The sequence below is a fragment of the Mucilaginibacter sp. UYNi724 genome, assembly GCF_054057495.1.
In genome coordinates this window covers 568,098-583,328 of the sequence record NZ_JBSRZI010000001.1, presented here as the reverse complement: position 1 = coordinate 583,328, position 15,231 = coordinate 568,098, and the positions used below count along the sequence as shown (strand labels likewise).

General features: G+C 44.3%; 12 protein-coding genes, 2 tRNA genes and 3 rRNA genes. 14 read left to right on the top strand and 3 right to left on the bottom strand.

Annotation, left to right across the window (positions count from 1 at the left end):
- Positions 1–71 precede the first annotated feature (71 nt).
- Both ACVW0P_RS02555 and ACVW0P_RS02550 read left to right on the top strand, forming a co-directional pair.
- On the top strand, positions 72–986 hold the full coding sequence (locus ACVW0P_RS02555) for a sensor histidine kinase (protein ID WP_457130676.1): 915 nt from the start codon (positions 72–74) through the stop codon (positions 984–986).
- A 2-nt stretch (positions 987–988) separates the two neighbouring features.
- Complete coding sequence (locus tag ACVW0P_RS02550; RefSeq protein WP_457130675.1) at positions 989–1,714, top strand: LytR/AlgR family response regulator transcription factor; 726 nt, start codon at positions 989–991, stop codon at positions 1,712–1,714.
- Between the two features lie 61 nt (positions 1,715–1,775).
- Here the strand turns inward: ACVW0P_RS02550 and ACVW0P_RS02545 are convergent, their stop codons facing one another.
- A complete protein-coding gene (locus ACVW0P_RS02545; protein ID WP_457130674.1) occupies positions 1,776–3,179 on the bottom strand; it encodes a methyltransferase RsmF C-terminal domain-like protein in 1,404 nt (467 codons plus the stop codon).
- A gap of 176 nt (positions 3,180–3,355) precedes the next feature.
- Between ACVW0P_RS02545 and ACVW0P_RS02540 the strand changes: the two genes are divergently transcribed.
- The 6 genes from ACVW0P_RS02540 (at position 3,356) to rrf (ending at position 9,399) form a co-directional block, all read left to right on the top strand.
- Positions 3,356–3,553 (top strand): hypothetical protein, encoded by a 198-nt coding sequence (locus tag ACVW0P_RS02540; protein WP_457130673.1) that lies wholly within the window; start codon positions 3,356–3,358, stop codon positions 3,551–3,553.
- Positions 3,554–3,881: 328 nt separating this feature from the next.
- Positions 3,882–5,403 (top strand): 16S ribosomal RNA (locus ACVW0P_RS02535).
- 218 nt (positions 5,404–5,621) lie between these two features.
- Positions 5,622–5,696 (top strand) — tRNA-Ile (locus ACVW0P_RS02530).
- 46 nt (positions 5,697–5,742) lie between these two features.
- Positions 5,743–5,819: transfer RNA gene (locus ACVW0P_RS02525), tRNA-Ala, on the top strand.
- 273 nt (positions 5,820–6,092) lie between these two features.
- Positions 6,093–8,977, top strand: a 23S ribosomal RNA gene (locus ACVW0P_RS02520).
- Positions 8,978–9,287: 310 nt separating this feature from the next.
- Positions 9,288–9,399: ribosomal RNA gene (gene rrf / locus ACVW0P_RS02515) — 5S ribosomal RNA — on the top strand.
- Together the 16S, 23S and 5S rRNA genes with 2 tRNA genes alongside form the textbook arrangement of a ribosomal RNA operon.
- A 279-nt stretch (positions 9,400–9,678) precedes the next feature.
- On the opposite strand, the gene ACVW0P_RS02510 is transcribed toward rrf, so the two are convergent.
- Complete coding sequence (locus tag ACVW0P_RS02510) at positions 9,679–9,963, bottom strand: hypothetical protein (RefSeq protein WP_457130672.1); 285 nt, start codon at positions 9,961–9,963, stop codon at positions 9,679–9,681.
- 424 nt (positions 9,964–10,387) lie between these two features.
- On the opposite strand from ACVW0P_RS02510, the gene ACVW0P_RS02505 reads away from it, so the two are divergent.
- Positions 10,388–10,570: a hypothetical protein gene (locus ACVW0P_RS02505; RefSeq protein ID WP_457130671.1), complete on the top strand. Its 183-nt coding sequence runs from the start codon at positions 10,388–10,390 to the stop codon at positions 10,568–10,570.
- A gap of 191 nt (positions 10,571–10,761) precedes the next feature.
- A complete protein-coding gene (locus ACVW0P_RS02500) occupies positions 10,762–11,742 on the top strand; it encodes an acyl-ACP desaturase (protein WP_354427606.1) in 981 nt (326 codons plus the stop codon).
- A gap of 131 nt (positions 11,743–11,873) precedes the next feature.
- Here the strand turns inward: ACVW0P_RS02500 and ACVW0P_RS02495 are convergent, their stop codons facing one another.
- A complete protein-coding gene (locus tag ACVW0P_RS02495; protein ID WP_457130670.1) occupies positions 11,874–12,200 on the bottom strand; it encodes a hypothetical protein in 327 nt (108 codons plus the stop codon).
- Positions 12,201–12,316: 116 nt separating this feature from the next.
- Between ACVW0P_RS02495 and ACVW0P_RS02490 the strand changes: the two genes are divergently transcribed.
- From ACVW0P_RS02490 to rpsI, 4 genes are all read left to right on the top strand, one after another.
- Positions 12,317–13,336 (top strand): aldo/keto reductase, encoded by a 1,020-nt coding sequence (locus tag ACVW0P_RS02490; RefSeq protein ID WP_457130669.1) that lies wholly within the window; start codon positions 12,317–12,319, stop codon positions 13,334–13,336.
- Between the two features lie 8 nt (positions 13,337–13,344).
- Positions 13,345–13,878 (top strand): hypothetical protein, encoded by a 534-nt coding sequence (locus ACVW0P_RS02485; RefSeq protein WP_457130668.1) that lies wholly within the window; start codon positions 13,345–13,347, stop codon positions 13,876–13,878.
- Positions 13,879–14,369: 491 nt separating this feature from the next.
- Positions 14,370–14,807: a 50S ribosomal protein L13 gene (gene rplM, locus ACVW0P_RS02480; RefSeq protein WP_067062091.1), complete on the top strand. Its 438-nt coding sequence runs from the start codon at positions 14,370–14,372 to the stop codon at positions 14,805–14,807.
- Positions 14,808–14,833: 26 nt separating this feature from the next.
- On the top strand, positions 14,834–15,220 hold the full coding sequence (gene rpsI / locus ACVW0P_RS02475) for a 30S ribosomal protein S9 (RefSeq protein ID WP_121248210.1): 387 nt from the start codon (positions 14,834–14,836) through the stop codon (positions 15,218–15,220).
- Positions 15,221–15,231 lie beyond the last annotated feature (11 nt).

Sequence of the window (15,231 nt, the reverse complement as noted above, 5' to 3'; positions counted from 1 at the left end):
GGCATTTACTATTCTGGCTAAGCATGATCTCGCTTTTTGTGGTTTTAGGGCACAGCGGGGGAAAAATGCCTATGAAAACATTGCTTGTTGTATTTTTGCTTTTCGGCGTAATTAACATCGGCCTGTTCTATTTAAACTACCTGTTGCTTATCCCGAAGTATTTAGACGTTAAGAAGTATAAGCAATACGCTATATATATAATAAGCGCCCTGGTCGTGTTTGGGCTTATCAAATATGGGGTAGCGGTAATATTTAAACAGATCGCTTTAGAGCGTGGGGGTAAGATCATTACTTTTTGGCAATATACTTTCAGTACCTTCTTTACCAGTGTCATCTTTATTTTTTTGAGTACAGTTCTAAAATTCACTACCGATTGGTTCCTGAACGAACGCGTTCAGCGCGACCTGGAGAACCAGCGCCTAAGTGCCGAACTATCGTTCTTAAAATCGCAGATCAATCCGCATTTTCTGTTCAACTCGTTAAACAGCATCTATTCCCTGGCTTATCAAAAATCTGATACCACGCCCGAGGCCATTCTTAAACTATCCGAAATTATGCGCTACATGCTTTACGAGTGCAACGATAATAAGGTGGAGCTGAGCAAAGAGTTGCAGTACCTGCAAAACTATATCGACCTGCAAAAGATCCGTTTCGGCGACAAAGCGTTCATCAATTTTGAAGTAACAGGGGAGGTAACCGATCAGTATATTGTACCGCTGTTGCTGATCTCGTTTATAGAGAACGCCTTTAAACATGGGGTGGCTAACGATGCGGCATCGCCCATCTTGTTAAAAATAAGCCTCGAAGATGGTCACCTAACGTTCTTCATCCAAAACAAAAAACATACGCATAACCGCGATTCGTCCGGTGGGATAGGGCTTGCAAACGTTCGCCGCAGGCTCGATCTATTATACCCCGGTAAATATAATTTAGACATTCGCGACGAAGCGGATACGTACACTTGTCAATTATCCTTAGTTTTATAGCCATGATCCGTTGCCTTGTTGTTGATGATGAGCCTTTGGCGCTTAATATACTGGAAGATTATATCTCCAAAATGCCTTCGCTGCAATTGGTGAAAGCCACTACCAATCCTATCGAGGCACTTACCATGGTGCAGGATGGCGGCATCGACCTGGTTTTTTTGGATGTGCAAATGCCTGAGCTTACCGGCATCCAGTTCCTGCGCATCGCCAACGGCAAAGCCAAAGTGATATTAACAACCGCCTACCCGCAATATGCGTTAGAAGGTTACGAGCTTGATGTGGTAGATTATTTATTGAAGCCCATCGCTTTCGACAGGTTTTTTAAATCGGTACAAAAGGCGCAGGGCATCATCCAGCCGTCGGCAAAAACTGCCCCTATAGCCGAGCCTGTACAGCAGGACGATTTTATGAGCGATTTTATCTTTGTAAAAACCGAGCATAAGATCCAAAAAGTTTACCTGCACGACATCCTATATATAGAGGGCTTAAAAGATTACGTATCCATCTTTACCGCCGCCGAGCGGATCATAACCCTTCAAGGCATGAAGAAGATGGAAGACGCCCTGCCGCCGAAGCACTTTATCCGCGTGCACAAATCATACATCGTATCTATCAATAAAATAGACAGCATCGAGCGAAGCCGCATTTTCATTGGCGATAAAGTGATTCCCGTTGGCGATACTTACAGGGATGAGTTTTTTAAGATAGTGGACGGGAAGAATATATAATTCAGTTGGAAGTTTTTAGTTGGCAGTAAGCAATACCTGCTAACGGTACACTGCTAATCGCCTACTGCAAACTGTTTGCCTGGCTCATTATTCTAATCTCTTTAGGGTAATAATTATTGATCCGGTTCGGCAGCAGCTTCGCCCAGCCTAAAGCTAAGCCCTGGTAAGTCATCAAACTCCAGCCTTTGCCGGTTATCTGCATGTCTATATTATCCCGGCGCAGGTATTGGATCGCCTGCTCTTTGGTTAGTTCGGTAGATAATACAATCTCTTTATTAATAATAAGGCTTAAGGCCAGTTCATGATCAGGGATCAAGTCGTTACCAGCCAACTTCCCAATCCGCACGCCCGACTTCTTTATATATAGGTGCCGGTGCAAAATGTTCAGGCTTTCTTTATGTTCACGGTTTATGGCCAGCCAGTCTTCGTTTACTTTAAACAGGTAAAAGTCGTCTGCATTATTAATATAGCTTTTTACAATGTCCATTTCTTTGGCGGGGAGTTTCTGCTGCCCGTTGTTTTTATAGTTGGATATCCCGCCGCTGCTTTCCTTTTTACGCAGGCAGGCAGCAAATAAACCTTCTCCTTTTACCTTGCCCGGGTAAAAGCGATATCCCCAAGCTTTGTTAAGCGGCGATTCGGTTTCAACAATTCCCCACCCCTTATATATAGGTATGCGTACGCTTTCTAAACCAAACTCGGCGCAAAGCCAATCCAGTATATCTTCATTTTCCTGGTGCGAATAGCTACACGTACTATATATAAGGTATCCGTCCTCTTTTAGTGCGGGGTAAATATCTGCGAGGATGCGTTCCTGTCGTTCGTGGCAAAGGTTCACGTTGCCTTCGCTCCATTCGTTCATTGCGGCGGGGTCTTTACGGAACATGCCCGAGCCTGAGCATGGCGCATCTACCAGTACCACATCAAAAAAACTATGCATGGCGTTAAAGTCCTTTGGGTCGTTATTCGTAATTATAGTGTTCGATGTTCCCCAGCGGTTAAGGTTATCACTTAACATAGGTACACGCGTTTTAACGATCTCGTTCGCCACCAGGAGGTCGCTGCTGTTTAAAGCCGCATTAAGCAAGGTAGATTTACCGCCGGGCGCCGCGCAAAGGTCTAATACTTTAATAGCATCGTCTTTATTTGGGCGGATGGTATTCAATATATGGCCGATAAACATGGATGAGGCCTCTTGTACATAATAGGCACCTGCGTGAAATAACGGGTCGAAAGTAAAAGATGGGCGCTCATTTAAATAAAAACCTTCGGCACACCAGGGCACTTTCCAGTCGGATTTTACCACTGATTGCTTAAAAGGATTGATTCTGATAGATGTTGGGGCAGGTTCTAACAGGTGCGCATCAATAAAATTGTAGCGGTCGAAGCCTTGTTCGCCGGTCAAATCATCTAAAAACAGTGGCGGGAAGTTGAAGTTTTCCATATCTAATTCAAACTTACGCATTTTTTTATGGCCCTAAATAATGCCTTTAACGCGTAATTTGGGGTTTAGACGGGGTTGATTGATGTTTGCATGTATAACGCCTGCGTTAATTTGATGTTAATTTACAGGTAGTTACATAATTGTTTTAATTATTTAAAAATAATGCTTGTATGGGTAGGGGTTTTCTCCTTACATTTGTGGCCGCTCAAATAAAAAGGGCGTTGTTTTTTGAAGATTTAGCGAATAAAAAAAAGTTTAAAAAAGTGAATATTTCACTTGCCAAACAGAAAGATTATTTGCACCTTTGCAGCCCGCAACAACGAAAGGAATTGCGGTTGTTAATTGAAAAACAAAGCGAAAAAAATAAATTCAAAATAAGTGAAAATAACACTTGACACGAATCAAAAATAATCGCATCTTTGCATCCGCTTCTACAACGAAGCAAAGCATTGAAAAACAGAGGAAACCGCAATGGTTTTTGAGATACACATTGAGAGTTTAGGCCGCAATGGTCGACAACATAAAAGCAGAGCCGCGAGGTGAAGCACACAGTTCTTAAAAGAGATAGAGAATAAATTATGCAGCGTAACGGCAGGGAATTCGAGAGAAGGAACTGATTGTTATTAAAGCGAGCTTAAGATAGTGGATAATGTAAGAGAATATTTTTTTTTACAGATTTCTATTGATGAGTTAATAGGGTCTGGATTTGAACAAACACATTATACAATGGAGAGTTTGATCCTGGCTCAGGATGAACGCTAGCGGCAGGCCTAATACATGCAAGTCGAACGGGATTGAGAAGCTTGCTTTTCATGAGAGTGGCGCACGGGTGCGTAACACGTATGTAACCTACCTTAATCTGGGGGATAGCCTCTCGAAAGAGAGATTAACACCGCATAACATTATCGGATAGCATTTTCTGATAATCAAATATTTATAGGATTAAGATGGGCATGCGGAACATTAGCTAGTTGGTAAGGTAATGGCTTACCAAGGCTACGATGTTTAGGGGATCTGAGAGGATGACCCCCCACACTGGTACTGAGACACGGACCAGACTCCTACGGGAGGCAGCAGTAAGGAATATTGGTCAATGGGCGCAAGCCTGAACCAGCCATGCCGCGTGCAGGAAGACGGCCCTACGGGTTGTAAACTGCTTTTGTACCGGAATAAACCTTTTCACGTGTGAGAAGCTGAATGTACGGTAAGAATAAGGATCGGCTAACTCCGTGCCAGCAGCCGCGGTAATACGGAGGATCCAAGCGTTATCCGGATTTATTGGGTTTAAAGGGTGCGTAGGCGGTTCTTTAAGTCAGGGGTGAAAGACGGTAGCTTAACTATCGCAGTGCCTTTGATACTGAAGAACTTGAATACACTTGAGGTAGGCGGAATGTGACAAGTAGCGGTGAAATGCATAGATATGTCACAGAACACCAATTGCGAAGGCAGCTTACTAAAGTGTCATTGACGCTGAGGCACGAAAGCGTGGGGATCAAACAGGATTAGATACCCTGGTAGTCCACGCCCTAAACGATGAATACTCGATGTTGGCGATATACGGTCAGCGTCTAAGCGAAAGCGTTAAGTATTCCACCTGGGGAGTACGCCCGCAAGGGTGAAACTCAAAGGAATTGACGGGGGCCCGCACAAGCGGAGGAGCATGTGGTTTAATTCGATGATACGCGAGGAACCTTACCCGGGCTTGAAAGTTAGTGAATGATTCAGAGACGAATCAGTCCTTCGGGACACGAAACTAGGTGCTGCATGGCTGTCGTCAGCTCGTGCCGTGAGGTGTTGGGTTAAGTCCCGCAACGAGCGCAACCCCTATGTTTAGTTGCCAGCATGTAATGATGGGGACTCTAAACAGACTGCCTATGCAAATAGAGAGGAAGGAGGGGACGACGTCAAGTCATCATGGCCCTTACGTCCGGGGCTACACACGTGCTACAATGGATGGTACAGCGGGCAGCTACCTGGCAACAGGATGCCAATCTCGTAAAGCCATTCACAGTTCGGATCGGGGTCTGCAACTCGACCCCGTGAAGTTGGATTCGCTAGTAATCGCATATCAGCAATGATGCGGTGAATACGTTCCCGGGCCTTGTACACACCGCCCGTCAAGCCATGGAAGCTGGAAGTGCCTGAAGTGCGTAACCGTAAGGAGCGTCCTAGGGTAAAGTCGGTAACTGGGGCTAAGTCGTAACAAGGTAGCCGTACCGGAAGGTGTGGCTGGAATACCTCCTTTCTGGAGCATTATCCAAAATTACCTTGAGTACGCAAATGACAGTTTAACTGTTACCTGCATGATTATTTTCTTATTTATTCTCTAAAAAAACAACCCGGAAGATGAAGCCATCAGTGGTGCAACCGCTAGGCAACGAGATTGTAAGTAATTACGATTTACGATTTACGAATTAAGATTGATAAATCCGAAATCGAAGATCTAAAATCCGAAATCAACACAGTCCTGTAGCTCAGTTTGGTTAGAGCACTACACTGATAATGTAGGGGTCAGCAGTTCAAATCTGCTCGGGACTACGAGGTGAAGATACCAGAATAACATGGTATTAATAAACATCTGAAAGGGGGATTAGCTCAGCTGGCTAGAGCACCTGCCTTGCACGCAGGGGGTCAACGGTTCGAATCCGTTATTCTCCACCACACCCTCCGTTTCCTTAACAGGATAGGATATAATGCAAGTTACTGTACACGTTGTGTAGTATAGGGTAAAGTTCTTTGACATATTGGAAGAAGTAATTAAAAAGAGAAAACAACAGTAGAGACGTTGTTTGGCTTTAAATACTTGCAAAAGGAAGAAAGAAACAAGATAAAAGACTTCGGTCCAAGTCTTGGCTCGGATCTCCCGGCACATTTATTTGAACGAACAACATATCAAAAAGCATACAGTGATGAGCAAAAGCATCACAAGTATAGAAGAAAGTAAGAAAGGGTACACGGGGGATGCCTTGGCTCTCAGAGGCGATGAAGGACGTGATAAGCTGCGATAAGCCGCGGGGATTAGCAAATATGAATTAATCCGCGGATTTCCGAATGGGGAAACCTAACTATTTGAAGAATAGTTGCATAAATGCGCAAACCTGCTGAACTGAAACATCTAAGTAAGCAGAGGAAGAGAAAATAATAATGATTTCCTGAGTAGTGGCGAGCGAAAGGGAAGAAGCCCAAACCAGTTATGTTACGGCATAGCTGGGGTTGTAGGACCACAACATGAATATCAAAATGAACCGGAAGGGGGTGGGAAACCCCGCCATAGAGCATGAGAGCTGCGTACGGGTAAGTAATGATAGGATAGTGGTATCCTGAGTACCGCGAGGTCGGAGACGCCTTGTGGGAATCTGCCGGCACCATCCGGTAAGGCTAAATACTCCTGAGAGACCGATAGTGAACCAGTACCGTGAGGGAAAGGTGAAAAGAACCCCGAACAGGGGAGTGAAATAGAACCTGAAACCGTGTACTTACAAGCGGTCGGAGCACCTTCGTGGTGTGACGGCGTGCCTTTTGCATAATGAGCCTACGAGTTACTCCTCTCTGGCAAGGTTAAGTGTTTAAGACACGGATCCGAAGCGAAAGCGAGTCTGAATAGGGCGTATAGTCAGAGGGGGTAGACGCGAAACCTTGTGATCTACCCATGGACAGGTTGAAGGTGCCGTAACAGGTACTGGAGGACCGAACCGATAAACGTTGAAAAGTTTCCGGATGATCTGTGGGTAGGGGTGAAAGGCTAATCAAACTGGGAAATAGCTCGTACTCCCCGAAATGTTTTTAGGAACAGCGTGGTGGTTAAGTTATATAGAGGTAGAGCTACTGATTGGGTGCGGGGGAGTCAAATCCTACCAAATCCAGACAAACTCCGAATGCTATATAATATACACTGCAGTGAGGCTATGGGTGCTAAGGTCCATGGCCGAGAGGGAAAGAACCCAGACCATCAGCTAAGGTCCCCAAATTAACGCTAAGTTGAACTAACGAGGTCCGATTGCACAGACAGCTAGGATGTTGGCTTGGAAGCAGCCATTCATTTAAAGAGTGCGTAACAGCTCACTAGTCGAGCGATCGGGCATGGATAATAAACGGGCATTAAGCGTTATACCGAAGCTATGGATTATATACTATGTATATACTGGTAGGGGAGCATTCTAATTGCCGGTGAAGCAGGAAAGACAATTGACTGTGGAGGAATTAGAAAAGCAAATGTAGGCATAAGTAACGATAAGGCGGGAGAGAAACCCGCCCACCGAAAGACTAAGGTTTCCTGATCAACGCTAATCGGATCAGGGTTAGTCGGGGCCTAAGGTGAAGCCGAAGGGCGTAGCCGATGGACAACTGGTTAATATTCCAGTACTTTTTATAACTGCGATGCGGTGACGGAGTAGTGACACTGACGCGAACTGACGGAATAGTTCGTTAAAGGCCGTAGGTATAGGAGAGGTAGTTAAGTACGCCACTCTTGCTGAAAGCTGATAGTACACTGAGCCTTCGGGTAAGGTGATAGTTCAGGTAATCAGACTTCCAAGAAAACCCGCTAAGCTTCAGGTTATAAAAACCCGTACCGTAAACCGACACAGGTAGTCGAGGAGAGAATCCTAAGGTGCTCGAGTGAATCATGGCTAAGGAACTCGGCAAAATGGCCCTGTAACTTCGGGAGAAGGGGCGCTGGTAGCAATATCAGCCGCAGTGAAAAGGCCCAGGCGACTGTTTAACAAAAACACATGGCTATGCAAAATCGAAAGATGACGTATATGGCCTGACACCTGCCCGGTGCCGGAAGGTTAAGAGGGGATGTTATTCAGCAATGGAGAAGCATTGAATCGAAGCCCCGGTAAACGGCGGCCGTAACTATAACGGTCCTAAGGTAGCGAAATTCCTTGTCGGGTAAGTTCCGACCTGCACGAATGGTGTAACGATCTGGGCGCTGTCTCAGCCATGAGCTCGGTGAAATTGTGGTATCGGTGAAGACGCCGGTTACCCGCAACGGGACGGAAAGACCCCATGCACCTTCACTACAACTTAACATTGATATCGGATACAGGATGTGTAGGATAGGTGGGAGACTGTGATCATGCTTCGCTAGGAGTATGTTAGTCAACGTTGAAATACCACCCTTTCTGTATTTGGTGTCTAACTCGATAATGTCGAGAACATTGTTTGGCGGGTAGTTTGACTGGGGTGGTCGCCTCCAAAAAGGTAACGGAGGCTTTCAAAGGTAAGCTCAGTACGCTTGGTAACCGTACGTGGAGTGCAATAGCATAAGCTTGCTTGACTGTGAGGCAGACAAGCCGAGCAGGGTCGAAAGACGGATATAGTGATCCGGTGGTTCTGCATGGAAGGGCCATCGCTCAAAGGATAAAAGGTACGCTGGGGATAACAGGCTGATCTCCCCCAAGAGCTCATATCGACGGGGAGGTTTGGCACCTCGATGTCGGCTCGTCACATCCTGGGGCTGGAGAAGGTCCCAAGGGTTGAGCTGTTCGCTCATTAAAGTGGCACGCGAGCTGGGTTCAGAACGTCGCGAGACAGTTCGGTCCCTATCTGTTGTGGGCGTTGGAAGTTTGAGTGGGGCTGACCTTAGTACGAGAGGACCGGGTTGGACTAACCTCTGGTGAATCTGTTATGCCGCCAGGTGTACTGCAGAGTAGCTACGTTGGGAATAGATAAGCGCTGAAAGCATCTAAGTGCGAAACTAGCCACAAGATGAGACTTCCATTGAGGATCGTAGCAGACTACTACGTTGATAGGTTACAGATATAAAGGTGGTGACATCAAAGTCGAGTAATACTAATAATCCGAAGCTTTCTCATAGCAGGTAATGAATGGTGTTAGAGATCCGAGGCCGTAAGAAGCAAGGACCAGGAGCAATCCCGGTTCCCATATCCGATCCCTTGCCTCTAACACCGAGCAAAACAAAGCTGTTGTTTTCTCTGATACTTACTTCTTTCAATTATGTTTAAGTTTGCTATAGTAGCAAGTATATGGTATCAAGTAGCAAGACATGGTCTTCTTCCTGAACATATGGTTACTATACTTACAAAATAAAATATTGGTTAGCTTAATAGCGCGTTTAAAGTCTTGATACTTGGTACACGCTACTAAATACTAACTATAAAATATTCAGGTGCCTATATCGGCGGTGTCCACCTCTTCCCATTCCGAACAGAGAAGTTAAGCCCGCCAGAGCCGATGGTACTGCAGTAAAATGTGGGAGAGTAGGTCGGTGCCCAATCTTAAAGTTAAACCCTTCATCCAAAAGATGAGGGGTTTCTTTGTTACATACTTTTCTCATCCGCATACCTGCACATCCCCGCATCTGCACACCCTAATGCCTTCCCTTGTTCACGTTCACGGCCGTGAACGCCGCAACTTTTCCACATACCGCTCGTAATCAACTACTTCCACTTTTGTCACTACTGACAATATTGTGTCACCATGGATTAATTACATTCGTATACAATACCTTTCGGCACAGTCGTTTTGTCTACCTTTTATCTCGGCCTGTAATCTCTTATGTCGGCATGGGGTTGAGTTCTATCTTTCTAAAGATAGAATGAGAGGGGATACTTGTAACTATTAGCGTACCCTTAGATACCTGGAACGTAGTATTTGACCTGTAGAACTTGAACAGGTCAAAGAAGAACAGAAAAAAGAAGATAAGTAGCAGATATATACTTTTACCCGACGAAGCCGTGTAAAGGATGCCGAGATGGAACAGAAACAGGATAAGCAATAACCAAACGTAGCCATCGTAATTTATGCGTTTAGCTATGATAGATGCAATTACATAGAACAATATGGCCGTACCACCGCAGATGCTAATACAGGTGCAAGTGTTTGGCTAAATATGCTGAATGAAAAAGTAGCGTAAAACGGGATAATGGATGCGGTTAGGCCCATAACCTTTATACGGATACCCACCCACTCAAAAATTATGCTAGATTTTTCGATATAAAACAGCGACTCGTGATTATTACCCAAGCTTATTGAGGTAAATACCGCACAAGAGATAGTAAGCCAACAGTATGAGGGTTATTATAGAAAGATATATGGTGCCCGTTATCTGGGCTACAGCTCATTATCGATTATAATTACGGTAACATAACGACACCAATTACCTAACAGAGCCCCCGAAGATTATTGACCAATGAATATTGTAAAGTAAGCGGTTTATACCAGAAAGCCCGGATAAGGTTTTTTTCGAGCTATGTAACCCCAAATTGATTGGCACCTGGGGCGAAAATAACTATTACCGGTACCGTAACGATGGTAACGAGCCATCGGTTCATGATAAATTATTGATTGTTAAAAACTGGGGGGCCAAGTTTGGTGTTCCTATATTGTGCGGAGAGTATGGCGTATATAATAATATGCCGATGTTGATAGCCGTTGCCGCTATATAATGGCGGTACGTAAAAATTTAAAGGCATTAGGCATACCCGGGATATGTGGCATTACATACCAACTTTTCGATACTTAACGGGCCGCTGGCCATTAACAACTTAAGCAACTGTATGAAACAGGCAATTGATTATACCGGGGCTAAATAATATTATTGTTTAAATGATTAACTTTGCCCAACTAAGATAGTACTATGAAATTTTTTGAAGATAAACGTAAGGAAGTAATGGGGCATATAGAGAAGTTCATGCTTGAAAAGATGAGCGAGTATCTAAAGCCTATCGATACCATTTGGCAACCGTCAGACTTTTTGCCTGATGCATCCAGGGATACGTTTTTTAGCGAAATAAAAGAAATGCAGGAAAGTGCACGCGGGTTGTCTTATGACCTTGTTGCCGTACTTATAGGTGATACCATTACCGAAGAAGCACTTCCCACCTACGAATCGTGGTTAACCATGGTAGAAGGTGTATCTGACAACGAAGAAGGTGGCTGGATGAAATGGACCCGCCACTGGACAGCAGAAGAAAACCGCCACGGCGATCTGCTAAATAAATACCTTTACTTGTCGGGCCGTGTTAACATGCGCATGATGGAGGTATCTACCCAGTACCTTATTGCCGACGGCTTTGACATTGGTACCGGCCACGACCCATACCGTAACTTTATATATACATCTTTCCAGGAGCTGGCAACAAATGTATCTCACCGCCGGGTAGCCTCACAAGCTAAAAAGGATGGTGATGCCTTGTTATCAAAAATGTGTGGTGTAATTGCCGGTGATGAGGCCCGCCATGCTAAAGCATACAAATACTTTATCGAAAAGATATTTGAAGTTGACCCTAATGAGGCGATGCTTGCGTTTGAGGATATGATGCGTAAAAAAATTGTAATGCCTGCACACTTCCTGCGCGAAATTGGTTTAAAAATTGGCCAAACCTTTGGTCACTTTACTGATGCTGCAGAGCGTTTAGGTATCTACACAGCTATCGACTATGTTGATATTCTAAAAGAACTGATAGAAGACTGGCATATAGAAAGCGCAACCGATTTAAAAGAAGACGGCGAAAAGGCCCGTGATTACATCGTGAACCTGCCAAACCGCTTGATCCGCGTTGCCGAACGTATGAAAAACCCAATGTTGGAATACAAATTCAGCTGGATCTACGGATAGAAAATATTATTATTAGCAAGCCCGCTTTGAAACAAAGCGGGCCTTTTTTTTTAGACGGTTTGTCTGTCTGAACCCGTCGTAGATTTTACGCCGATTAAGCATGATGTGTAATGGTTCGGCAATCTTAAGCACTACCCCTCCTGCACCAGATCCGTTCCTCTTCCATTTGATATATCATCAAATAAACTGTTCAGGATAGATTCTACCGTGATTGAATTTATGTCATCCACATAATGCTCGCTGCGGGTTATCCAAAGTTCATCATCCTGCACGGCAATGGTAAATAGTACGCCTTCGTAAAGGTCGGGCTCGGTTATCTCGATTCCGGCGGGTGTGTTGCTGATGGTAAAGCTGATGTCGCTTTGCTTTTGCTTGTGGAAGATGGGGTTTAGCCTTTCTTCGATATGGTTGTAAAGCTCGGTGATGTTAACTGGTTTATGCAGGGTGATGATCTTCATGGCGGTAATGTTTAATATATTTACAATTGGCGCACGTGTATTGTTTACCCGCGCTTTTATTTCCGTTTTTAAAACATCAGTTTTACTTACAGCGTTACATTATAAATACTACCACTATGAAATATAAATTACTGGGCCGGTCGGGCCTTAAAGTATCCGAACTTTGTTTAGGCACCATGGGCTTTGGTACCGAAGGTGGCTGGGGCGCAGATGCCGCCACCAGTTTCGAGATCATGGATGCCTACGCCAACGCCGGCGGCAATTTTCTGGACACGGCCAACGTATACAAACTGGGCACCAGCGAAAAGATCATAGGCGACTACCTTTCAACGCAAGACCGCGATTACTTTGTACTCGCCACAAAATATACCCTAAAAGATAACACCACCAACCCCAACGCCAGCGGCAACAGCCGTAAAAATATGATGCGCAGTGTGGAGGATAGCCTAAAACGTTTAAAAACAGATTTTTTGGATGTGCTGTACCTGCACATTTGGGACGACATAACCCCGATAGACGAAGTGCTACGCGGACTGGATGATCTGATAAAACAAGGTAAGGTAACCTACGCCGCCATTAGCGATACGCCCGCCTGGGTTGTAGCTAAAGGAAACACGCTGGCCGAACTGATGGGCTGGAGCCAGTTCATTGCCTTGCAGGTAGAATATAGCCTGCTTGCCCGCACTGCTGAGCGCGAACTGATCCCGATGGCTAAACACTTTGGGATGACGGTTACCCCATGGGCGCCATTGGCCGGCGGCGCGTTAACCGGTAAATATTTAAAAGGCGATAAAGGCCGCATCAAAGCCGACAGTAAACGGCTGGACGCCCGCGCCGAAAGCATAACTAAAGTAGTGATGGAAATAGCGCAGGAACTCGGTGTATCAGAAAGCCACGTTGCCCTGCAATGGACCATGAGCAAAGGGTTCAGCTGCATCCCTATAGTGGGCGCAACCAAAATTGATCAGCTAAAGGATAACCTTAAAACTGTTGACGTTGTGCTAAGCCAAGCCCAGATCCAAAAACTGGATGATGCCAGTAAAATAGAATTAGGCTTCCCTGGTGATTTTTTTGCGGAAGAAGCAGTGAAGGTAAATAGCTTCGGCGGGTTTTATGATAAGGTGGAGAAGAGGTAAATAGGAATATGTTTAAAACCTTAACCGCCATATTGCTACTAAACTTCGGTGCATTTTTAAACAGTTTGCATTTAAAGGAAGACCTTATTCATGATAGGGGCAGGCTAAATGAACACGGAGTATATTTAAGCGATGTAAATAAAAATAAACTTAAGATGTTTGAAAAGTATGCGCTTATAGACTTATCCGGGTTCAGATTTAGCAAACGGGTCTCCGGAGGGCATACGGTATCAAGCTGGATAAATGGAGCGAAGAAAATTTATGAGGTAAAATCTGTATTGCCTTCCGCATCAACGTATGAAATAATAGATGTTGAAACTGGAAAAAGGGCTAATGAAACTAATTCCTATAAAGGAACTTTTATTTTTCATACTTATATTATAGATTTCCCCAATCAACAGCGGCTTATTTATCAAACACAAGTTCGTGAAGGGCTTATATATTTCAATATTGGCAAAAAAAGGTATAATCCATCAAAAGAAGATATTGGATTGGGAATAACTTATCCTAACGAAAAAGAAATATTGGATCTTATTAACTAAACTCATGGCCGCTTCGGCGGGTTTTATGACAGGGTGGAGAAGAGGTAAGGCGTAACTAATATTATTTAATCGACTATTTAGCTGTAGAGACGCGATATTTCGCGTCTCTTTGTATTTATAGAATTGCGTTAGGGATAGTAGGGGAAACCCCGGAATGAAAGGCGGCTTCTACCGGCAGCCTGTAATGAGGAGTTGTAGGTATAGCCCGGGCCGCAGGCAACGCCATCATTATTTAGCTGATATGCATAACTATCACATACCTAACCAGCTACCCACTGTATCTCTATTAATACCCAATTAACAACCGTCATAAACTAATTACAACTATTAAACCCATCTCAATTTCCCACCGTCCTAATTTCCCGATATAGCCACCGGCAATCTCCCATTATTTCCTTAAAAACCATTTGTAAATTAAACAATTAAGCCTATCTTTGCAGTCCCGTAATTACGGGGTAAAGTATACGTTTAATAAATTTAATTAAAAGCAAGTGAATACGTTAAGTTACAAAACTGTCTCAGCCAACAAGAAAACCGTTAATAAAGAATGGGTTGTTGTTGATGCTAACAATGAGATTTTGGGGCGCTTGTGTACTAAGATCGCAATGATGATCAGAGGTAAACACAAGCCAGGGTTCACCCCACACGTAGACTGCGGAGATAATGTAATTGTTATCAATGCAGACAAGGTTAAACTGACCGGAAACAAATTCAGCGAAAAGCAGTATGTTTCTTACACCGGTTACCCGGGTGGTCAGCGTTTCATTTCTCCAAAAGAGTTAATGGCAAAGCATCCTGAGCGTGTGATTGAAAAAGCCGTACGTGGTATGTTACCTAAAAATCGTTTAGGCCGTGCTATTTATGGTAACCTGCATGTTTATGCAGGTGCAGAGCATCCTCATGCCGCTCAAAATCCAACAACCATTTAATTTTTTAATCACAAGGAGAAAAGAAAATGCCAACAACTAACACTTCAGGCAGAAGAAAAACCGCTGTGGCCCGTATCTATTTGAACGATGGCACCGGCACCATTACCGTTAACGGTAAAGATTACAAAGAGTACTTCCCTACCTTACCATTACAGTACATCGTTATGCAATCAACAGAAGTTTCTGGCTCTGCCGGTAAATTTGATGTTAAAGTAAACGTTGCAGGTGGTGGTGTTAAAGGCCAGGCAGAAGCCGTTCGTTTAGCTATCGCGAAAGCTATTGTTGAACTGGATCCGGAGAAAAAACCAGCATTGCGCGCTAAAGGTTTAATGACACGTGATGACCGTATGGTTGAGCGTAAGAAACCAGGACGTAAGAAAGCACGTAAGAAATTCCAATTCAGTAAACGATAATTTAAGGAGGA

What these genes read in the sequence shown, in the direction of transcription:
- ACVW0P_RS02555 (WP_457130676.1), top strand. Translation starts at nt 72, where the DNA reads ATGAAAACATTGCTTGTTGTATTTTTGCTTTTCGGCGTAATTAACATC.
- ACVW0P_RS02550 (WP_457130675.1), top strand. Translation starts at nt 989, where the DNA reads ATGATCCGTTGCCTTGTTGTTGATGATGAGCCTTTGGCGCTTAATATA.
- ACVW0P_RS02485 (WP_457130668.1), top strand. Translation starts at nt 13,345, where the DNA reads ATGTTTAAAACCTTAACCGCCATATTGCTACTAAACTTCGGTGCATTT.
- ACVW0P_RS02490 (WP_457130669.1), top strand. Translation starts at nt 12,317, where the DNA reads ATGAAATATAAATTACTGGGCCGGTCGGGCCTTAAAGTATCCGAACTT.
- ACVW0P_RS02545 (WP_457130674.1), bottom strand. Translation starts at nt 3,179, where the DNA reads ATGCGTAAGTTTGAATTAGATATGGAAAACTTCAACTTCCCGCCACTG.
- ACVW0P_RS02495 (WP_457130670.1), bottom strand. Translation starts at nt 12,200, where the DNA reads ATGAAGATCATCACCCTGCATAAACCAGTTAACATCACCGAGCTTTAC.
- rpsI (WP_121248210.1), top strand. Translation starts at nt 14,834, where the DNA reads ATGCCAACAACTAACACTTCAGGCAGAAGAAAAACCGCTGTGGCCCGT.
- ACVW0P_RS02500 (WP_354427606.1), top strand. Translation starts at nt 10,762, where the DNA reads ATGAAATTTTTTGAAGATAAACGTAAGGAAGTAATGGGGCATATAGAG.